23 protein-coding genes and 4 tRNA genes are annotated in these 18,055 nt (G+C 48.7%); 18 read left to right on the top strand and 9 right to left on the bottom strand.

What is annotated here, in order from left to right:
- The first annotated feature begins 102 nt into the window (after positions 1-102).
- The 6 genes from L336_RS02735 (at position 103) to L336_RS02760 (ending at position 2,473) form a co-directional block, all read left to right on the top strand.
- The gene (locus tag L336_RS02735) at positions 103-456 is read left to right on the top strand and encodes a hypothetical protein (protein WP_015641690.1); all 354 of its coding nucleotides are present in this window, start codon (positions 103-105) and stop codon (positions 454-456) included.
- Positions 453-875 carry a pilin gene (locus L336_RS02740; protein WP_015641691.1) on the top strand — a complete coding sequence of 141 codons (423 nt, stop codon included), beginning with the start codon at positions 453-455 and terminating at the stop codon, positions 873-875. The genes L336_RS02735 and L336_RS02740 overlap by 4 nt, the downstream gene beginning before the upstream one ends.
- Positions 876-877: 2 nt before the next feature.
- Positions 878-1,162, top strand: coding sequence for a hypothetical protein (locus L336_RS02745; RefSeq protein ID WP_015641692.1), 285 nt, complete (start codon positions 878-880; stop codon positions 1,160-1,162).
- A gap of 3 nt (positions 1,163-1,165) precedes the next feature.
- Positions 1,166-1,564: a pilin gene (locus L336_RS05645; protein ID WP_015641693.1), complete on the top strand. Its 399-nt coding sequence runs from the start codon at positions 1,166-1,168 to the stop codon at positions 1,562-1,564.
- A gap of 23 nt (positions 1,565-1,587) precedes the next feature.
- Positions 1,588-1,965, top strand: coding sequence for a pilin (locus L336_RS02755; RefSeq protein ID WP_015641694.1), 378 nt, complete (start codon positions 1,588-1,590; stop codon positions 1,963-1,965).
- Positions 1,966-2,047: 82 nt separating this feature from the next.
- Positions 2,048-2,473: a pilin gene (locus L336_RS02760; RefSeq protein WP_015641695.1), complete on the top strand. Its 426-nt coding sequence runs from the start codon at positions 2,048-2,050 to the stop codon at positions 2,471-2,473.
- Positions 2,474-2,613: 140 nt separating this feature from the next.
- Here L336_RS02760 and L336_RS02765 read toward each other — a convergent pair whose 3' ends face one another.
- Positions 2,614-3,090 carry an Hsp20/alpha crystallin family protein gene (locus L336_RS02765; protein ID WP_041191605.1) on the bottom strand — a complete coding sequence of 159 codons (477 nt, stop codon included), beginning with the start codon at positions 3,088-3,090 and terminating at the stop codon, positions 2,614-2,616.
- 231 nt (positions 3,091-3,321) lie between these two features.
- Between L336_RS02765 and L336_RS02770 the strand changes: the two genes are divergently transcribed.
- The 3 genes from L336_RS02770 to L336_RS02780 all read left to right on the top strand — a co-directional run bounded on the left by L336_RS02770 (position 3,322) and on the right by L336_RS02780 (position 4,848).
- On the top strand, positions 3,322-3,879 hold the full coding sequence (locus tag L336_RS02770; protein WP_160142762.1) for a ComF family protein: 558 nt from the start codon (positions 3,322-3,324) through the stop codon (positions 3,877-3,879).
- 17 nt (positions 3,880-3,896) lie between these two features.
- Positions 3,897-3,984: transfer RNA gene (locus tag L336_RS02775), tRNA-Ser, on the top strand.
- 264 nt (positions 3,985-4,248) lie between these two features.
- Positions 4,249-4,848 carry a hypothetical protein gene (locus L336_RS02780; protein ID WP_015641698.1) on the top strand — a complete coding sequence of 200 codons (600 nt, stop codon included), beginning with the start codon at positions 4,249-4,251 and terminating at the stop codon, positions 4,846-4,848.
- Between the two features lie 50 nt (positions 4,849-4,898).
- Here the strand turns inward: L336_RS02780 and L336_RS02785 are convergent, their stop codons facing one another.
- Complete coding sequence (locus L336_RS02785) at positions 4,899-5,282, bottom strand: hypothetical protein (protein ID WP_015641699.1); 384 nt, start codon at positions 5,280-5,282, stop codon at positions 4,899-4,901.
- Between the two features lie 122 nt (positions 5,283-5,404).
- Here L336_RS02785 and L336_RS02790 point away from each other — a divergent pair.
- A tRNA-Arg gene (locus L336_RS02790) sits at positions 5,405-5,481 on the top strand.
- A 96-nt stretch (positions 5,482-5,577) separates the two neighbouring features.
- Entirely contained in the window at positions 5,578-6,303 is a 726-nt protein-coding gene (locus L336_RS02795; protein WP_237738773.1) for a bestrophin-like domain, read from the top strand.
- A 43-nt stretch (positions 6,304-6,346) separates the two neighbouring features.
- On the opposite strand, the gene L336_RS02800 is transcribed toward L336_RS02795, so the two are convergent.
- Positions 6,347-6,439, bottom strand: a tRNA-Ser gene (locus L336_RS02800).
- Positions 6,440-6,546: 107 nt separating this feature from the next.
- Here L336_RS02800 and L336_RS02805 point away from each other — a divergent pair.
- Positions 6,547-7,905, top strand: a complete 1,359-nt coding sequence (locus L336_RS02805) for a hypothetical protein (protein ID WP_015641701.1) — start codon at positions 6,547-6,549, stop codon at positions 7,903-7,905.
- Between the two features lie 59 nt (positions 7,906-7,964).
- On the top strand, positions 7,965-8,387 hold the full coding sequence (locus L336_RS02810) for a pilin (protein WP_015641702.1): 423 nt from the start codon (positions 7,965-7,967) through the stop codon (positions 8,385-8,387).
- Between the two features lie 52 nt (positions 8,388-8,439).
- Here the strand turns inward: L336_RS02810 and L336_RS02815 are convergent.
- A tRNA-Ser gene (locus L336_RS02815) sits at positions 8,440-8,529 on the bottom strand.
- A gap of 43 nt (positions 8,530-8,572) precedes the next feature.
- Here L336_RS02815 and L336_RS02820 point away from each other — a divergent pair.
- The 3 genes from L336_RS02820 (at position 8,573) to L336_RS02830 (ending at position 9,845) form a co-directional block, all read left to right on the top strand.
- A complete protein-coding gene (locus L336_RS02820) occupies positions 8,573-8,971 on the top strand; it encodes an HIT family protein (RefSeq protein WP_015641703.1) in 399 nt (132 codons plus the stop codon).
- Positions 8,968-9,423, top strand: a complete 456-nt coding sequence (locus tag L336_RS02825) for a 23S rRNA (pseudouridine(1915)-N(3))-methyltransferase RlmH (RefSeq protein ID WP_015641704.1) — start codon at positions 8,968-8,970, stop codon at positions 9,421-9,423. Before L336_RS02820 ends, L336_RS02825 begins: the two co-directional genes overlap by 4 nt.
- Before the next feature lie 68 nt (positions 9,424-9,491).
- The gene (locus L336_RS02830) at positions 9,492-9,845 is read left to right on the top strand and encodes a hypothetical protein (protein WP_015641705.1); all 354 of its coding nucleotides are present in this window, start codon (positions 9,492-9,494) and stop codon (positions 9,843-9,845) included.
- On the opposite strand, the gene L336_RS02835 is transcribed toward L336_RS02830, so the two are convergent.
- Positions 9,832-12,423: a valine--tRNA ligase gene (locus L336_RS02835; RefSeq protein WP_128817292.1), complete on the bottom strand. Its 2,592-nt coding sequence runs from the start codon at positions 12,421-12,423 to the stop codon at positions 9,832-9,834. The genes L336_RS02830 and L336_RS02835 overlap by 14 nt on opposite strands.
- A gap of 151 nt (positions 12,424-12,574) precedes the next feature.
- Here L336_RS02835 and L336_RS02840 point away from each other — a divergent pair, with 151 nt between their 5' ends.
- Complete coding sequence (locus L336_RS02840; RefSeq protein WP_015641707.1) at positions 12,575-13,564, top strand: lipid II:glycine glycyltransferase FemX; 990 nt, start codon at positions 12,575-12,577, stop codon at positions 13,562-13,564.
- Positions 13,565-13,583: 19 nt separating this feature from the next.
- Here the strand turns inward: L336_RS02840 and L336_RS02845 are convergent, their stop codons facing one another.
- Both L336_RS02845 and tsaD read right to left on the bottom strand, forming a co-directional pair.
- Positions 13,584-14,165 carry an L-threonylcarbamoyladenylate synthase gene (locus tag L336_RS02845; protein ID WP_041191261.1) on the bottom strand — a complete coding sequence of 194 codons (582 nt, stop codon included), beginning with the start codon at positions 14,163-14,165 and terminating at the stop codon, positions 13,584-13,586.
- 2 nt (positions 14,166-14,167) lie between these two features.
- Positions 14,168-15,262, bottom strand: a complete 1,095-nt coding sequence (gene tsaD, locus L336_RS02850; RefSeq protein WP_041191262.1) for a tRNA (adenosine(37)-N6)-threonylcarbamoyltransferase complex transferase subunit TsaD — start codon at positions 15,260-15,262, stop codon at positions 14,168-14,170.
- 52 nt (positions 15,263-15,314) lie between these two features.
- Here tsaD and L336_RS02855 point away from each other — a divergent pair, with 52 nt between their 5' ends.
- On the top strand, positions 15,315-16,607 hold the full coding sequence (locus L336_RS02855; RefSeq protein WP_015641710.1) for a UDP-N-acetylmuramoyl-L-alanyl-D-glutamate--2,6-diaminopimelate ligase: 1,293 nt from the start codon (positions 15,315-15,317) through the stop codon (positions 16,605-16,607).
- Between the two features lie 16 nt (positions 16,608-16,623).
- On the opposite strand, the gene L336_RS02860 is transcribed toward L336_RS02855, so the two are convergent.
- A complete protein-coding gene (locus tag L336_RS02860; RefSeq protein WP_015641711.1) occupies positions 16,624-16,899 on the bottom strand; it encodes a hypothetical protein in 276 nt (91 codons plus the stop codon).
- A 53-nt stretch (positions 16,900-16,952) separates the two neighbouring features.
- Complete coding sequence (locus L336_RS02865; RefSeq protein ID WP_041191263.1) at positions 16,953-17,999, bottom strand: lipid II:glycine glycyltransferase FemX; 1,047 nt, start codon at positions 17,997-17,999, stop codon at positions 16,953-16,955.
- Positions 18,000-18,055: the final 56 nt, after the last annotated feature.

Below are 18,055 nucleotides of genomic sequence, written 5' to 3' on the forward strand. Positions count from 1 at the left end.
TATTTATACTACCATTTTTAGGATAAAAAGTCAATGCTTTTGGGGAGATAGCAGTTTGTTTTTTTGAGAGAGATGTGTACACTGAAATCCAGAGGATAAATTATGCGGCGATATATAGCGTTTACTGGTTTCGGTCTAGCCCTTATGGCTCTCGTGCTGTTTTCGACTGAAAATGCTTCAGCGGCTGCACAGTGTTCCATTTTGCCTCAGTCTGTCTGTGACGGTGGAGTGATGGGCCTGATAAAGTTCGCATTGCAGATTTTGACGGCAGGTGTCGGTATTGTGGCGGTGGGCACGGTTATTTTTGCTGGTATTCTCTACACCAGTGCTGGAGATAATGCAAACCAAGTGAGCCAGGCAAAAACGCTGATCACCAACGTCATTATCGGGGTGATTTCTTATGGTCTGATGGCCCTCATTCTCAACTTCTTAATTCCCGGAGGAGTATTCGGATGATACGTTCTATCTATCTCGCGCTGAGCCTTATCGTTGTCTCTATCACAACATCATTTATGATTGCATCAACTCCCGTAAGTGCTGCCTGCAGCCCCGATACATTGCTTGGGGTCCCAGCGTGGTACCGAAACCTACAAAATGGTGATTGTAGTATCAAGTTCCCCGGAAACGCCGACGGTGATATGTCGCGCTTTATCTGGATGATAGTGCTCAATATCCTCCAGGCGGCACTCGTCGTTGTGGCGTATATTGCGATATTCTTCATCATAAAGGGCGGCTTCATGTATATTACTAGCGCAGGCTCAACCGATGGTATGGCAAGCGCAAAAAAAACAATCACCAATGCAATCATTGGTTTGATCATCTGTATTGCTGCCGCGTCAATCGTTAATGCAATCGCGGGGCTCATAAAGGGATAACTATGAATACACTATTTGCAGCGGTCTTTAATTCTACCAGTGAAATTGGCTTCAAGGGTCCAACCAAGTCGATAGACGTCAAAAACGATATCCTCTACCCTGTCTATTTTTGGGCAGGCATTGTCGCAGTTATCGTCATTATTATTGCTGGTTTCTTCTACGTCACTTCTCAAGGAGAGGCGCAAAATGTTGTGCGAGCAAAAAATGCTATCCTCAGTGCAATTATTGGCCTTGCTATCATTATGGGTGCGTTTGTCATCACTAAGTTTGTCGTAGGAGGACTTTAGGAGATGATGAGGACTCTTCGACGTATAGTCACTGGGGTGGCAATGATTGCAGGAATACTCATCGTTGTACCGACAGCGGGGGCTCTCGATCTCTCACCCATATGTTCAGACCCAAATATTCCCGCGGAACAAAAGGCTGGCTGTAGTGTAGTGGGTGAAAACAAGCTCGGTCAAAACGGTAATGCATCTCTCGTTATGAATGGGATCAGAACTGCTTTGATAGCATTGGGCTCGATCGCTGTCCTTATGATCGTTATCGGGGGCTTTAAGTATGTCACGTCACAAGGCGATCCGAATCATATCAAGGCAGCAAAAGACACTATTCTCTACTCTGTGATTGGGTTGATCGTGGCGATTCTTTCGTTTGCAGTTGTTCAGGCAGTAGCAAGTAGGTTTAGTTAATAGTAATAAGGAGTTACAAAAAAATGAAGAAAGTCGTTCAAGCTACCAGCATCATCGCTCTAGTAGTGGGAATAGGTTTAGTTGTTGGATCGACAACGTTTGCCGCTGACTGTACATCCGCCGCGACGTGTATCGGGACGGGTGCAAACACGGCGGGCGGTAGTGGACAGAATGGTGATCTTGGTGGACTCATCAAGACAGTTGTTAATACCCTGTTGTATGTACTTGGTGCTGCCGCAGTCCTTATGATTGTCATTGGTGGTATTCGCTATGTTACCTCGCAGGGCGATCCAGCGCACATTAAATCGGCAAAAGACACCATTCTCTACTCTGTTATTGGGTTGATTGTTGCCATTCTCGCCTACGCGCTTGTCAATTTTGTCGTGACAAATGTGAAATAGTATTTAACACGCTATTAACATTTGCCTGCAAGTTTGTTATATATAGAAGCAAGAGTATATTCCAATAATGAAAGGATATTTCATGAAGTTATCTATCAAACAGCATCTCCTAGGGCTCTTAGCAGTACCCGCCCTTGTGTTGAGTGTGAGCTCGGCTCCGGTATTCGCAGCCAATAATATCTCACTGAGCCAAGGTGCTGGCTCTGCAAAGGGTGATGACCAAACATCCTGTCTCTTTGGAACAGAGGCGGGCTGTAGTGGTCAGACCCCGCTCTTCAAAACGATTACCAACGTTCTCCTGTTTATCATTGGTGCTGTATCGGTGATTATGCTGATCATTGGCGGTATTCGTTACACTGTCTCTCAGGGTGATAGCACAGCAATCCAAAATGCCAAAAATACGATCTTGTATGCGATCGTCGGTATCGTTGTCGCCATACTTGCCTTTGCCCTTGTCAACTTTGTCATTAGTAACTTCGCATCGGCCAACAACAGTACGACCCCATAATATAAAGGCTATAAATAGTCGCTTAATGCAATACGCCACCCCCTACCGGAGCGGCGTATTGCATTGCAGGCACGTATGCTCTTGGAGGGCTAACAAAAAACGACCTATAATATCTCGGTCGTTTTTTGTTAGCAAGATGATTACTGAATAGTAATTTTCTTCGCCTGCTCTTGTTTCACCTTTGAAAACGTGATGCTCAGAACACCATCTTTAAGTATGGCAGCGACTTCATCCTCCTTTACGGCCACGGGAAGGGCCAATGTTCGGCTAAATTCGCCCCAATAGCATTCCTGAATGTGCCAGTTGGTTGCGTGACTATCGTCACCGCTACTCAACGTACCACTAATAGTTAAAATCCCGTCGCTGATACTGACATCCAGATCTTCCTTGTTGACGCCAGCTGTTCTTGCCTTGACGATGAGCTGTTCCTCGGTCTCGTATACATCAACTGCTAACTGGCCAGGAAAATCATCCTCGGCTTCTCCCCAGGCAGTATCGTCACCTGAAGATTGAATTGGTGATACAGATGTCTGATCATCTGAAACGCTGTCGTCATTTAAAAATGCAGCAGCTAGTTCGTCCTCGATCAATAGATCGTCGTTTTGCTTACGTGCCATGATATCCTCCACTTTTCTCGCTGGCTTGTTGACAAATAGTCGAGATTTATTATAACTAATCAGCACGGTATAATCAATAAGTACACCGATGAAAACGTAAAAAATACAATGCTCGATATCGTTGGAAATGTTTTAGCACCACACTACTGTTGCTCTTGCGGAGAGATTGGCACTGTTTTTTGTGATTATTGTAAATACGACATCATTTGTGACCCATTTGAGCGATGTATCATGTGTCTCGGGCCCGTCGAGGATCGCGGAGCCCACTGCTCACGCTGCGCTGCACCGTATGTGCGTGCCTGGTGTGTTGCTGAACGTGCGGGAGCAGTTAAGGTCCTTATCGATGCATTCAAGTTTGATGGCTTGAGGGGTGCTGCAAAACCACTCGGTGAGTTTATTTCCAGTGCTCTCCCTGACCTGCCTGACAACCTTGTGATTGCCAGTGTTCCCACTGTATCTACCCACATTCGTCAACGCGGTTATGATCATGCTGCCCTCATAGCACGAGAAGTGGCACGGCAGCGTGGCGTAAAATACCAGGCTCTCTTGAAACGGCGAACCACGACAGTTCAGCAAGGGGCACGCAGGAAAGAGCGACTAAAACAAGCGGAGGGGGCGTTTGAGGCTGTTCGCCGTATTGATGGTGGCACAGTTCTTATCATTGACGACATCTTTACAACTGGCGCAACGCTACACTACGCGGCAACAACACTTTTGGCTGCTGGTGCCAGAGAGGTATGGGTGGCGGTGGCTGCTCGTCAACCACTCGACGACCCCGTTTCTCTCTGATATAGTAAGCATACTATGGAGAGGTGACCGAGTGGTTGATGGTAACGGTCTTGAAAACCGTCGTGGGGCAACTCACCGCGAGTTCGAATCTCGCCCTCTCCGCCAGAGAAAAGACACCCGAACGGGTGTTTTTTCTCTGGCGGAATAGGCGCTTAGATTTGAACTCGCGGGCGCGGCGTTAGCCGCGCAAACCGCGATTTCGTGAAGCGACGCGCAGCAAAACTTGCTTGCTTGTTTTGCAAGCGAGCGGAAATAGGGATCATAAGTGACCGCTATCTCGCCCTCTCCGCCAAGCAAAGTGACCCCAACGGGGTCTTTTTGTTTGGCGTGGTGATGCGCGAAGAATTTCACTCATGCTATACTGTGCACATGGATAGCGATCAGCGTCAGCAAGTTCAAGAACTGCCTAGCGAGGAAGTGCCAGAAGAGGTGCAGCCCATGTCCAGTGATGCCCCTGCTGAGGACGCACAACCGCTCTCACAATCCCCTGAGGCAGGTGACGAGGACGAGGAGACGCTTCTGAGATGGGAGTCACCCGAATATGTTCAACATGAACGCCCGGTAGTGTGGTATATCATCATGACTGTCGTTGTTGCCGCACTGATGGCGGTTGCTATTTTTTGGATGAACTCAATCTCATTTGCACTGCTTATACCGGTCATGGTGGTGGCACTTCTTGTGTATGTTAGGCGACCGCCAGCCGTCGTACATTATACGCTAAGCCGTAAGGGGCTTCATGTTGATGATCGATTGTTGCCTTACGACACATTCAAATCCTTTGGTGTTATTGTTCAAGGCGGCCATAACAGCATCATATTAACACCTCGGAAGCGATTCCAACTGGCACAAGTCCTGTATTTTCCTGAGGACGTTGGTGAACCACTCGTTGATATGCTTGCTGCTCGTCTGCCAATGAAGGAAGTAAAACCAGACCTCTACGACAGAATTACCTCTAAACTTCGTATTTAAAGCAGCCCCCTAAGGAGGGGGCTGAGATAGGATCTACCCTGTAAGTTCTCTTACGAGCCGTAGATGGTAGAGTAGTTTCCGTTGGTACGATACATGCGTGCTCCAGCGATTTGGGCATACATATCGTATGGCTGTAGGTTATCAACGTTAAAGGACGCGATTGGACCACAAGAGATGGCTGCCCGTATACCGGGCCATACCTCATCTGCTCTTCTTAATCGCACTTCAACACAATAGCCGTCGGTCTTTATATCCTGCACCTCGCCATAAACGCGGTGTCCAGGAATATCAAGTCGGAAGCCTATCCACGCCCTCCCCCAGGTTGTGTACTTCCACTGGTAGTCGACAGCGTGGGCCACATTAAATGGCATGCCGCTGAGTGAAACCATAACAGCAGCACAGATCGCCACTAGCACTCTTTTTATACTAGTCATATCACCTCCTTATTATTGTGATATCTCTACTATATGTCGTTTGTTCTACAACAGCAAGGATACTTTTAAGTATATGATATCTTGTACTGACCTCTTAAATATGCTACTATATGCGAACGTATGCACCCGTAGCTCAGCTGGATAGAGCGTTGGCTTGCGGAGCCAAAGGTCGCACGTTCGAATCGTACCGGGTGTACCATAGAAAAATCCCATGGCTTCATGGGGTTTTTCTATGGGTGCTGGCAGATTGCGAGGCGAATTGCAGGCTACTAGCATAAGTGATATCATCAAAGTGATGAAAAATCTATTCTTGGTGCGAATTCGCTTATCTACCTATTTTATCTTTATTTTTATCTCGATGACCGTTGTGTCGCTATTTTTACCGAAAGCAAAGTTTGATTCGGCAGCTCTCACCCTATTCTCCGTTAACTCGTTTTTGTATGGGTTTTATATCGCGCCAATCCTTAGTGCTCAGAAAACTCGTATTGAGGAAATGCATAAGATAGTTCGCGCCGAAGCCAACGCGGTTTTTGCACTTATGATTGCCGTAAAGCGTTTGCCAGATGGAGCGAGAGAACGGCTCGGTGTACTAGTAAGAGAGTATTTATCGTTGTGTATAAGACAACGAAAAGCTGCTGAGGGTGAGGAAAAATATGAAGAAATCATTAGCTATTGCATAGCCTATGGGGGTGAATCTCCCGAAGCGGTAGCTGATATCCTAGATAAGGTAGTCGCAAATCAAAAAAACCGTACGGATTTTTCCATGCAGATTGCGAATAAGGTATATTCCAATGAATGGATGGTGATGTTGGTACTATTTGGCGTTACTCTCTCGTTTATATTGCTGCTTGATACGGGCGAAAACGTCATTTTCCGTGTTCTTGCTGCCCTTGTGTCGACCGGACTTACGATGCTAGTTGTTATTCTTGTGAAGATGTCCACCCTCACCCACAAAAAGGCGAAGCAGATTTGGGACCCGTACAAACGATTACTTGAGACAAACTTTTATCGTATTGACTAAGCACACATCATAAAAAAATGACCCAACGTAGGTCATTTTTTTATGGCGGAGGAGGGGAGATTCGAACTCCCGCTGCAGGTCTCCCCACACTAACGATTTAGCAAACCGTCCCCTTCAGCCACTTGGGTACTCCTCCGTATCGACCATGCTACTGTCGTAGACGATCGCTTCAGATTGTTAATTGAACCATAGTAGTATACCATACCAACACCTTAGCGTATAGAGACATGCTATAGTTGGCTAGTGAGGCTATCTCTCTTTAAACGAGTTTTTGTATGGAACCCAATCGTCACTGGCGGGGTGGTGTTTGTTCTCTATCTCATTCCCTGCCTATTTGCTCTCGATCCCGACGCGGGATGGCATATACGTTCAGGTGGTGACATCTTGTCGCATGGTATCCCTGCGCACGACCTCTATTCTTATACGGCGACGGATTTTCCCTGGATACATCACGAATGGCTCGCAGATGTCATTAACTATCTAATATACCAACTTGGTGGTTTCGTGCTGCTTTCTGTCGTGTATGCGAGCGCATGGACGGCTGCAACACTTGTATTCCTGAGGAATTGGCGATATGGTGCCCTAGCTGTCATAGCTACACTGGCCGTTCTGCCTTACGTTGGAGTACGCGCAACGACATGGACAGTGGGATTCATGGCGCTTTTATCTTGGTTAATTGATAGCTCTCATCGGTGGCGGATTGCAGCCATCCTCGCCCTCTTTCTAGTGTGGGCAAATATCCATGGCGGCTTTGTCCTAGGGCTTGTCTATCTGTTATGGATTACTATTTGGCGTCGGTCGGCGTTACTTGGGATTGCATTTGTCGGAGCAGTTGCTCTGACGGGTGTTACTCCCTATGGCTATCGGATCTATGAGGAAGTATTTCGCACCCTCCTAGATACTTCCTTGCATCACCGAATCGACGAGTGGCGTTCATTTGCATTCGAGCCCTCCATCGTGCCCTACTTGGGCATATGGGCAAGCACTATTGTATTACGGGGGCGAAAGTGGCGGACGATTCCGTGGTTTGATGGCCTACTCCTCGTAAGCGCCGTTCTCAGTGTGCGGAATGTCCCGCTCTTTGTACTGATGTCCCTGACTTCTACGCAGCGCTCCTTTAGCACACTTGCTGCTACCCTGCCAAAGAAGATAACCCTTGTCCATCAATGGTTATTGCCGCTCACGCTTAGTATAGGCGGGATGGTGTTGGGAGCATGTCTACTGTACGACTATCAATTTCTGGCTCATCCAGAAAAGACCCAGTACCCTGAGGGGGTTGTCGAGAAGCTTCGTCAGCAACCCTGCGAAGGTCGAATCTTTAATTCTTACAATGTTGGGGGATATCTAATCTGGAAACTACCAGATACAGAGGTGTATATTGATGGCAGGATGCCAAGTTGGGAGCTTGGTGGCCGGAAATATATGGACGACTACTATCGTATTCTCCGAGATGACACGTTTCGGCGACAACAGTTTGAGCACTATGGAGTCCGCTGCGTTATTTGGGAGGGATCGGACGCGTTTGCACGCAAACTTCAATCAGAGGGTTGGCAGACAACTCGCGATGAGAGTACACTAGTGCTATTACGCAGGCCAGCGTAATCACTCGACAAAATACACTTTTTTTGCTATAATACGACACAAATGAGGAGATCCAACAGATGAAAAGACAATCCCTGACAAACTATGCTGCGGTCTTAAGTGCTACTGTTGTTGTGGCTGCGCTCAATGTTGCACAGGCGTACGCTGTCGGTTCTGTCACTCAAGGGGTGGACGCGGCACACGGTGACCAGCAGCCATCAAATCTTTTTGGAAATGCCGGAGTCTTTTCGACAATCAGCAACGTCCTTCTCTTTATTGTCGGTGCGGTTGCCGTCATTATGATTATCATCGGCGGCTTGCGCTATGTCGTATCTGGAGGCGATGCTTCCCAGGTACAAGCGGCAAAAAATACGATTCTTTATGCGCTTATCGGTGTCATTGTGGCTATTCTCGCCTATGCGGCGGTCAATTTCGTCGTGGCGAGTTTCGTTCCAAATGCCGCAACGAACGGACAGAGCGTTACCGGTACTTCTGCCCGATAATCAGACCATTCTCAATAAAATAGCAAAGACGTAAAAGCCTTTGCTATTTTATTGGCGGAGAGGGGGGGATTCGAACCCCCGATACGTTTGCGCGCATACACGATTTCGAGTCGTGCGCCTTCAACCACTCGGCCACCTCTCCATGGTACTCTCATTTTAACAGAGGCGGGGTGTATAATGAAATCATGGAAGACTCAATCTTTACAAAAATTATTAAAGGGGAGATCCCTTGCCACAAGATATACGAGGATGAATACACCTTCGCCTTCCTCGATATACACCCGATTCAGCCGGGCCAAGTACTTGTGGTACCAAAGACACAAATCGCTACTGTGTGGGATATGCCCCCAGATGAATACCATCATTTTATGGATACGGTACTGCGTATCGGCAAGCGGCTGTGCGAGGTATATCCAGATAAAGCCAAAGTTGGTCTCATGATCGAGGGGCTAGAGGTAGATCATGTTCATGCCAAGCTGTTTGCTTTTTCGACGGGTGAAGAATATCGTCGCTTGCCGGATATAGCTGAACAGCCCGATCAGAGCGCATTGGCGCGCGAAGCGGAAAAGATCCGGATTACATGATCACCCTCGTTACTGTCGGCAAGAAGCATGATGCCTTACTCGTTGATGCCATACAACGATATCAGCAGCGTCTGAGAGCTCCCTGGAATGTTAAGTGGGAGGTTTTGCCACACAGTTCAATGAACGCGCTAAAAGCCGTTCAGGAAGAGTCTAGGCGCATACTAAAACGTATACAGCCGTCTGATTATGTCATCTTGCTCGACGAAAACGGCTTACCAGTTGATTCCCCCGCTATGTCGCGAGTGCTTAAACAACAACTTGCGAGCTCTCGTCACGTGAGCATCGTGATAGGCGGTGCCTACGGAGTGTCCAGCGCCCTAAAGGAACGTGCCAATAGTAGTTGGTCACTTTCACCGCTTGTATTTCCCCACCAACTGGTACGGCTTATCATCATCGAACAGCTCTACCGTGCTCAATCAATTGCAAATCACACCCCCTATCACCACGATTAGTATCATAGTATTGACAAAACATAAAGTTTATGCTAAATTTTATGGAGTAGTCTAAATGAAAACAAAAAATGAATACGACAAAAAGAATCATTACTTCCCTGACCGCGCTTCTCAGTGCACTGTTATCTCTTGGCCTCGTATTTCACGATAGCCAGGCAGAGCATGCCTTTGCTGTGGCAGTCAGCCGGCCACTCCTTTCGGCATATCATGAATCTGAAACCACAAAACCGCTTGATGAGATTAAACCGCTTCATGTTCATAGTGACTACAACCCCTTGTTGAGCACACTTGCCAACAGCTTTAATTATCAGCAACCAAGTCTCATGCCCCGTCGGAATAGTCATCACAAGGAGCTATTGCGCATGTTTGAGGTAGGCAGCAGACACGCGTTTGATAACGCCAATCTCCCTATAATTGACTAGAATCAGAACTATCTTCTGAGATAACCTGGAGTTCGCGGGCGAGCCGTTCGACGAGGGAATGCTTGGCTTGTAGCTGTTCGCGTGATTGCTCCACGAGCTCGGGGGGAGCTTTTGTAATATATTGATCGTTCGCTAATCGTTTTTCGAGCGCTTCACTTTCGGCACGTGCTTCTGCTAATCGTTTTTCGAGATTGGTCTGATGTTCGTATAGTATCTCAGGGGAAATGTCGAGCCAAGCATCACGACCACTACTAGCGAGACGTAGACCCCGGGCCTGATCGACATGTTCAACAGTTTCCAGTTTGGCAAGGTGTTGGATGAGGCCAGCGTTGTCGGCCACAAGAGAGTCATCCATATAAAGCAGGCTATAGCGCTCATTACCTGGTAGTTCTGAAGTGACATAGCGTGTTTCTGCCACCAGTCGTTTGAGACGCCCAAATTCGGCTGCTTCAAGCTCGTTGCAGTCCTTTTGCTCTGGCCATGCGGCACCAGCGAGGACATCACTATGCCAGTTGAGACTTTGCCAGATGGTTTCGGTGACGAAGGGAGCAAACGGGTGCGCTAGACGTAAGCTAGTGTCCAGCACCCAGGCGAGCATTGAGGTGTGCTTCTCAATCTTGCTGACCTCTATATACCAGTCAGCGACATCATCCCAGATCACGTGGTAGAGAGTTTCGGCGGCCTCTGCGAAGCGGTAATCATCAAGCTGTTGTTCAACCGTGCTGATTGCTTGGTTAAGTCGATGGATGATCCAATGATCAGCCATCGAATGTAGATCTGGGTGGGGAGTGGGCTGCGAATCCCCTACTTGACCCTCAATGAATCGTGCAATGTTCCACAATTTGTTACAGAAATTGCGTCCGGCAATTACCTTACCCCGACTGAATGCTTGATTTTGAGCGGCGCTACGGCTAGAGACGATCCCCATGCGCAGTGCGTCAGACCCATATTCACTGATTGTTTCCATGGGGTTGATAACATTTCCCTTACTTTTGCTCATCTTGATGCCCTTTTCATCAAGAACAAGGCCGTGCAGGTAGACATGGCGAAATGGAACCTGTCCAGTTCGGTAGAGGCCGAGCATGAGCATACGGGCGACCCAGGCAAAGAGGATATCACCTGCTGTTTCCATGACTGCATTTGGAAAATAGCGAGCGAGCGGTCCATTAGTCAGATAATCAGTGGTAATAAACGGCCACTGGCCACTGCTAAACCAGGTATCGAGCGTGTCCTCCTCGCGCACATATGTCGTGCCATCTACATCAATATGCGTTTCGTCAACACGACGATCGAACAGCCAGGTCTCTGGATCGGTTGTTGAGTGAAACATGGGAATTGGGATGCCCCAAGGGATCTGACGGCTAATATTCCAGTCACGAAGTTCCTTGAGATAATTGATAACCACTTGAGCTTTGTTGTGTGGGGTAAAGGATATATCACCCTTCTCGATAGCCGTAATGGCGTTTTTGGCAAGCTCTTGCATCTTTACAAACCACTGTTCCTTGACTAAGGGTTCTATGATGCTGCCGCACTTATAACAATGTCCCACGGCATGTTCGATTTCTTGTTCGCCCCGCAGTGCTTCCTCAATCGAGAGCGCCGACAATACTTTTTTGCGAGCTTCTTCGGCTGTGAGCCCAGCGTACTGAGGCGGCACGTTTATCATAGTGCCGTCGTAGTTGATGACCTGGATGCGCTCGAGCTGATGACGCTCGGCGATAGCGAAATCATTTGGATCATGAGCTGGTGTAATCTTTACCGCTCCGGTACCAAAAGACCTATCGACGTAGTCGTCGGCAATAATGGGGATTTCTCTACCAATGAGTGGAAGTTGCACTTTTGTACCGATCAGATCCTTGTAGCGCTCATCATCGGGGTGAACGGCGATAGCGGTGTCACCAAGCATTGTCTCGGGGCGGGTTGTTGCGACGATAATCTCCCCTACCTTGTCGAGTGTTGGGTAGGCAATGCTCCACAACTTCCCTTTCTCGTTTTTATGAACTACCTCGATGTCGGCAAAGCTTGTCTGATGCTTGACACAGAAGTTTACCATTCGTTCGCTGCGGTAGATCAACTGATCTTGCCACATCTTTTCAAAGCTATCATAGACACTATCTATTACTTTTTTGTCGAGGGTAAAGACAAGCGTATTCCAATCGACGCCGGCGCCGAGAGCCCGGAGTTGGAGTTCCATGTTGCCGCGCTGTTCGTCGACAAAGTTCCACACCTGACTATACAGTTGTTCGCGCGTGTAATCAAAGCGCGTTTTCCCCTGTTTCTCAAGCTCTTTCTCGTACACAACCCAGGTTTCAAAGCCAGCATGGTCGGCACCGGGGATATACAGAGCATCATCACCTCTCATGCGGCGGTAGCGAATCAGGATATCTTGCAGAGCGCTGCCAAGTGCATGTCCAACATGCAAGTTGCCATTGGCGTTCGGTGGCGGCATGATGATGCTGTAGGGTGTCCCCTGCCCCTTTGCCTTAAATACTCCCGACGACTCCCAGAGGGCATAAATGGTCGGCTCGTAATCATTGGGAGTGTAGGTTTTTGCGAGATTCATGGATGGTCTGGTCATTCTTTCATTGTTTTCACGCGAAAAAAAACATTAGCAAACTCACCAGAACTTTTCACGTGAAAAGTCCAGCGTGTTATCTCTACCTCTGTTATCTCCGCGTGTTTGTGTTCACACCTAAGTATAGCACAAACAATGTATAATAGTTACAGTCATGATTGGTGCAACACCGTGCGAGAGTAGAGTAGACTGGGACGAGTTTGTTTCGGTGACGAATGGTCACCCTTTGCAACTGTGGGGTTGGGGAGACGTAAAGACGGCACATCATTGGACGGCACATCGTATACTTGTTAACGATGGTTCAGAGGTTATCGGTGGTGCCCAGCTCCTAGTAAGAAAACTACCTGGGGCATTTCGTCGCTTTGTCTACATTCCGCGTGGGCCAGTTAGCCGCACGGGAAGGGAAGTAGATACGCTCAATGCCCTTGCCTCATACGTACGGCACCATTTGCCCGGAACAGTCCTCAGTGTCGAACCCAATACACGTGTGTTTCCTGATATAAAGGGATGGCGACATTCAAATCGAACGATTTTGATACCGAATACGCTTGTCCTCGACCTGACACGCACCGAGAGTGAGCTTCAGGCTGATATGACAAAAAAGACCAGGCAGTACATCCGCAAATCTCAGCGCGCGGAACTTGATTTTCGTCAAATTACTACTGATGAAGAGCTTAACGAATGTCTACATATTTACCATGAAACGGCTGGACGTGCTGAGTTTGCTCTCCATAGCGACGCGTATTATCGTGACGTCCATAGAAATCTTGGTGATGCATCTGTCATCATGGCAGCCTTTTATGAAGACAAGCCGGTTGCTTTTTTGTGGCTTGCAGTGAGCCAAGAGGTGGCATTCGAGCTATACGGAGGTATGAATGAGGAAGGACAGCGACGAAGGGCAAATTATGCACTCAAGTGGCAGACGATCTTACTCTGTAAACAGCGTGGGGCTAAGCAGTATGACATGAATGGGCTTTTAAACGATGGAGTTAGTACCTTCAAGAAGGGGTTTGCCAGTCAGGAGACGATGCTTGCGGGAACCTACGACTATCCGTTATCGCCGCTCTATACAATTTGGAACCGAGCACTACCGATAGCAAAAAAACTTGTTCGCACTACTGGAAAGGTGTTGAGAAGACCCTAAAACGGCAGAGGCTGTGTCGTTACAAAATGGGAACGGCGCCCTGTCGGTAAACGATAATCTCGCCGGCACTGTCGAATCCGATAATTGTTGACGGAGGTCGGTCGCCAAGAGGACCGATATCGACATAAAAGTCTATTTTCTCACCGAAATAGTCGATTGCTTGGTCGATACTTTGTGAGGTAGGCGCATTTGGTGTGTTTGCGCTCGTTGTCATAAGTGGGCCGGTCGTAAGTAAAAGCTTCTGAAGATCAGAGTGTGCGGGAATACGTGCCGCCATGTGTTCTTGCCCGTCGCTAAGATATCTCGGAAGGGAAGCGGCGCTCATTTCCACGCTTACGGCATTTGGCCAGAAGCGAGCTGCTTTTAAAACTTCTGCTCGAGGAAACCCTAGTGCGATGAGCTGATCTGTGGTTGCGGCTATAGTGGTACCTGGTTGCCGAGCGCGTGACTTGAGATGGTAAAGGCGAGTGATTGCCAGTTGGTTGTTGGCAATACCTACCAACCCATACACAGTATCTGTTGGCATAACGCCGATAGCGCCGTTTTTTAATAGATCGATAAGACGAGGATCACTCAGTGCTGAGATCCGCAGTGCTGGCATGGTTAGTCCGCCATTACCCATGAAGTACGGGTCATTGATAGTGAAGGAATTACCTCAAGTGACAAGGGGTCTGCGGGAGGTACAGCGGTGGCATGAAAATAGCCTAAGGTAGCGATCATCGCTGCGTTGTCGGTACAGAGGGCAAGAGGAGCGTACTCGATCTCGATCGAAAGCTGCTCTCGCAGGCGATCGCGCAGAGGCTGACAGGCCGCAACGCCACCGGCAATGACGACTGAATTGGGCAGATACTGCTCATAGGCCGCCACCGTCTTGTCGACCAAACACCGAACTGCCACTTTTTGGAAACTGGCTGCGATATTTTGTCGCTGAAGGTCGTTTAACAGCCCTGGGAGCTCGTGGGAGGGAAAAGTGTGATCTTTGCCTACTTCACGCTGAGTTGCCCTCAGAACGGCTGTCTTGAGGCCAGAGAAGGAAAAATCATAGGTGCCTTGAGTCCGAGGAGTGGGAAACTGATAGGTTGATGAATCACCAAGCAGTGCCGCCTTGTCGACCGATACTCCTCCGGGGTAGGGAAGACCGATCATCTTTGCCACCTTGTCAAATGCTTCTCCGACTGCATCATCCATGGTTTGTCCTAGTAGTTCGTATGTTCCATGACCATGAAATAAAACCAGTTGCGTATGACCACCAGATACGATGAGCGCTAATAGAGGAAAAGAAGGCTGGCGAGTGGGAAGCGAGAGCTGCGGTGTCATGGTTGGTGATTGCTCGGTAATGAAGTTGGCATAGACGTGCGCCTCCACGTGGTGAATCGGATACAGCGGCTTGTTATGGATAATGGCAAGTGTGCGAGCCGCCAACGTACCAACCAAAAGAGATCCAACTAAACCAGGTGCGTAGGTGACAGCGATCGCATCGATATCATCCCAGCTACAGTTGGCATCTGTCAAAGCCTTGTCGATGACGGGGTTGATTGCCTCGATATGACTGCGAGCCGCAATTTCCGGTACAACCCCTCCGTAATGGGCATGAATATCGATCTGTGATTGGACGACATTGGATAGCAGATGAAATCCATCCTCTACAACGGCGGCAGCGGTTTCGTCACAACTACTCTCGATTCCTAGGATTCTCACTAGAGATGAGTATAACATCTTTTTCTGTCTCACGGGGTGGTAAAATAGAGGTATGAAGCAGACGGCAGTCAAACTTGTGAGGCGTGTTGTATCCAAGAGGGCGATTAGCCGACTTGAAGATACATATCGAAAGAACCGCGCTCGGCTGCTTGGTATGCGTTATGGTCATCCGGCCAAGCACCTCCGAGTAATTGCCGTGACGGGAACGAACGGAAAGACCACAACAGTCAATTATCTCAACGAAATTCTCAAGGAAGCCGGTTACACCACTGCTATGTTTAGTACGTCGACGATTGAAGTAGCGGGTGTATTAACACCAAATGACCTCAATGCCACCGTGGCTTCAACAGGGCGAATGCAGCAGTTTTTTCGCGACGCAAAGCGTTCTCAGGTAAACTTTGTGGTCATGGAGTTCCCTAGCCACGCCATTCATCAGCACAAACTCTACGGGGTACCGGTCGATATGGCGATCATGACTAATCTCACCCAAGATCACCTTGACTACCACGGCACAATGGAGGCGTACGCTGAGGTAAAGGGAAGGTTATTTGCGATGGAACCGCAATACGTCGTGCTCAACCGCGATGATACGTGGTTTGAGTATTTCAACCAGTTTCCGGCAGCAAGCCAAAAGATCACCTACGGCAAGCATGAAGAGGCTGAGGCCCACATTGACTCAGTCACCCTCTACCGCAAAGGTACTGAAGCCGTTGTCACTGTCGATCACCAGACAAAATTGGAACTTGCTACCAATTTGCCTGGCGAATTCAATGCCTACAACATGACGGCCGCCGCCGCTGCTGCCTATTTGCTTGGAGTGGAACTTGACGATATCGTCGAGGGAATTGCCAATCTCGAGACTGTGCCGGGGCGCTTTGAGCGAGTTGCCGAGGGACTGCCCTATGATGTCATTGTTGACTATGCGCACACACCTGATGGGCTGGAAAAACTACTTACAGCAGCGAAAGCTATCACCAAAAACCGCGTGATCCTCGTATTTGGTGCCTGTGGTGACCGCGACAAGAGTAAACGCCCTCTGATGGGTGAGATTGCCGCTAGACTGGCCGATCGCATCATCCTAACTGATGAGGAGAGTTACAACGAAGACCCTGCTCAGATAAGAGCGATGATTTACGACGGTATCGAAAGAACAAAGGGTGGCGCGATGAAGACCACCGAGATAGATGATCGGCGCGAAGCAATTTCCAAAGCACTGGGGGTCGCCACCAAGGGCGATACCATCCTTATCACTGGTATGGGACACGAAGTCTACCGCATCATAGGTGGTAAACGAGTACCGTGGAATGATGCGGCAGTAGTACGGGAATTACTTGGCAAGAAGTAAGTAGGAGCTGAGTATGTTATCCACGAGGCGTGCGCCAGTGATCAGCAGCAATATCCTCAGTTATTGTGGTGGCCTCGCCATTTCTGCGCTTACCAAAGCCGGCGACCTTGACCACTTCGGCACCAACTTTACCTTCTGGGCCGCCTAGATCACTTGCGAGCATTTCACGCAACGCGTCAATTTCATCAGGGTTACCTGCTGCCAGTTCAGCTAATTGTCGGGCGGCTGCGAGATCTGCTTCGGTGAAAGCACTTGTTTTGTTTGTGTCTGTGGTGGGGATTTCTTTATTCATGACATGATGATAGCATAAACATTACGATATGTCAATAAGGTGAAGCAATATAGTTAAAACCACTGGCGTCGTTTGAGCCGGTAACTCAAACTTACGGTGGCGCGCTGACCAATTTTTTGCCAACGACGATAGGCTGATTGATTCACCACGAGGTCATAACAACCGATATAATCCGTCACTTTTTTGTTGAAGCTCGTCTTGAACCTTCCGATGCCATAAAAGGGATGAGTCGTGTCTTGTATGTCGCTGCTATGCGGTGCGCCGCAGAGGTCGTACTCACTAACGCCTTTTGCTTTCATCCACTTGATAATCTCCCACTGCAACAAATGGCTGGCGCCGTAGACAGTGCGTTCGCGGACCGAGGCGCCATCTTTATAGAGACCCCTTTTGCCGAGGTACATGCAGTAGGCAGCTGCCACGAGCCTAGACTCGTGGTAGGCAAAGAAAAGCTGCCCGTGATCGGCATCTGCTAGACGTTTCCAAAAAGCGGAATAGTACTGATAGCTCTTGAGGGAGCTCTCGAAGCGACCTGAGGCGGTGCTGCTAAGGAGGGTGAACATTTCGCGCATGGTTTGTTCAGTCAGAGAAACTGGTGCCACAGTCACGCCATCGCGCTCGGCACGGTGAATGGCATGCCTGCCTTTTTGATTGAGTGAGGCCATTATTTCGTCCTCGGAGCCAGAAATATCAAGTAGTACCGTCGAAACATTAGGCTGGATGGCTGCGGTGTGAACCAGGCCTAAGGTGCTGAGGCGCTCATGGAGTGGCTTGCTCTCGAGGAGCTCGGGCTCAATTTTTACAGCAAAAACAGATTGGGTACGTGCCAGTTGACGGAGGGAATCGAGTAACGATGTCAATTCAGTTTCATTCACGACGCCGGGGCCCTTGGGAATATACCAGTAGTTTCCGAGTAGCGGGACGCGTTTTTGGAGTACCGTGACGGCAAGGCCTTTCACTATGAGATAGCGGGGGAGCCATCCGTTGAGACGCTTGGTTTCAGCCAATTCTCTTAGTTGAAATACGTTTCCACCATCGGGGTTGTTAGAGAGGAGCGAGTCCCATCGCTCGATTTCTTCAGTAGTGGCGAAGCGTGCATCCATATCATTAGTATAGCAGCCGATGAGGAGCACATTGACAAAATAGCATAAGTGTGATA

The sequence above is a fragment of the Candidatus Saccharimonas aalborgensis genome (assembly GCF_000392435.1).
In the GTDB taxonomy this organism is placed as follows: Bacteria; Patescibacteriota; Saccharimonadia; order Saccharimonadales; family Saccharimonadaceae; genus Saccharimonas; species Saccharimonas aalborgensis.

Coding starts and splice junctions, on each gene's coding strand:
- L336_RS02735 (WP_015641690.1), top strand. CDS start 103: ATGCGGCGATATATAGCGTTTACTGGTTTCGGTCTAGCCCTTATGGCT.
- L336_RS02740 (WP_015641691.1), top strand. CDS start 453: ATGATACGTTCTATCTATCTCGCGCTGAGCCTTATCGTTGTCTCTATC.
- L336_RS02745 (WP_015641692.1), top strand. CDS start 878: ATGAATACACTATTTGCAGCGGTCTTTAATTCTACCAGTGAAATTGGC.
- L336_RS05645 (WP_015641693.1), top strand. CDS start 1,166: ATGATGAGGACTCTTCGACGTATAGTCACTGGGGTGGCAATGATTGCA.
- L336_RS02755 (WP_015641694.1), top strand. CDS start 1,588: ATGAAGAAAGTCGTTCAAGCTACCAGCATCATCGCTCTAGTAGTGGGA.
- L336_RS02760 (WP_015641695.1), top strand. CDS start 2,048: ATGAAGTTATCTATCAAACAGCATCTCCTAGGGCTCTTAGCAGTACCC.
- L336_RS02765 (WP_041191605.1), bottom strand. CDS start 3,090: ATGGCACGTAAGCAAAACGACGATCTATTGATCGAGGACGAACTAGCT.
- L336_RS02770 (WP_160142762.1), top strand. CDS start 3,322: ATGTGTCTCGGGCCCGTCGAGGATCGCGGAGCCCACTGCTCACGCTGC.
- L336_RS02780 (WP_015641698.1), top strand. CDS start 4,249: ATGGATAGCGATCAGCGTCAGCAAGTTCAAGAACTGCCTAGCGAGGAA.
- L336_RS02785 (WP_015641699.1), bottom strand. CDS start 5,282: ATGACTAGTATAAAAAGAGTGCTAGTGGCGATCTGTGCTGCTGTTATG.
- L336_RS02795 (WP_237738773.1), top strand. CDS start 5,578: ATGAAAAATCTATTCTTGGTGCGAATTCGCTTATCTACCTATTTTATC.
- L336_RS02810 (WP_015641702.1), top strand. CDS start 7,965: ATGAAAAGACAATCCCTGACAAACTATGCTGCGGTCTTAAGTGCTACT.
- L336_RS02820 (WP_015641703.1), top strand. CDS start 8,573: ATGGAAGACTCAATCTTTACAAAAATTATTAAAGGGGAGATCCCTTGC.
- L336_RS02825 (WP_015641704.1), top strand. CDS start 8,968: ATGATCACCCTCGTTACTGTCGGCAAGAAGCATGATGCCTTACTCGTT.
- L336_RS02830 (WP_015641705.1), top strand. CDS start 9,492: ATGAATACGACAAAAAGAATCATTACTTCCCTGACCGCGCTTCTCAGT.
- L336_RS02835 (WP_128817292.1), bottom strand. CDS start 12,423: ATGACCAGACCATCCATGAATCTCGCAAAAACCTACACTCCCAATGAT.
- L336_RS02840 (WP_015641707.1), top strand. CDS start 12,575: ATGATTGGTGCAACACCGTGCGAGAGTAGAGTAGACTGGGACGAGTTT.
- L336_RS02845 (WP_041191261.1), bottom strand. CDS start 14,165: ATGCCAGCACTGCGGATCTCAGCACTGAGTGATCCTCGTCTTATCGAT.
- L336_RS02855 (WP_015641710.1), top strand. CDS start 15,315: ATGAAGCAGACGGCAGTCAAACTTGTGAGGCGTGTTGTATCCAAGAGG.
- L336_RS02860 (WP_015641711.1), bottom strand. CDS start 16,899: ATGAATAAAGAAATCCCCACCACAGACACAAACAAAACAAGTGCTTTC.
- L336_RS02865 (WP_041191263.1), bottom strand. CDS start 17,999: ATGGATGCACGCTTCGCCACTACTGAAGAAATCGAGCGATGGGACTCG.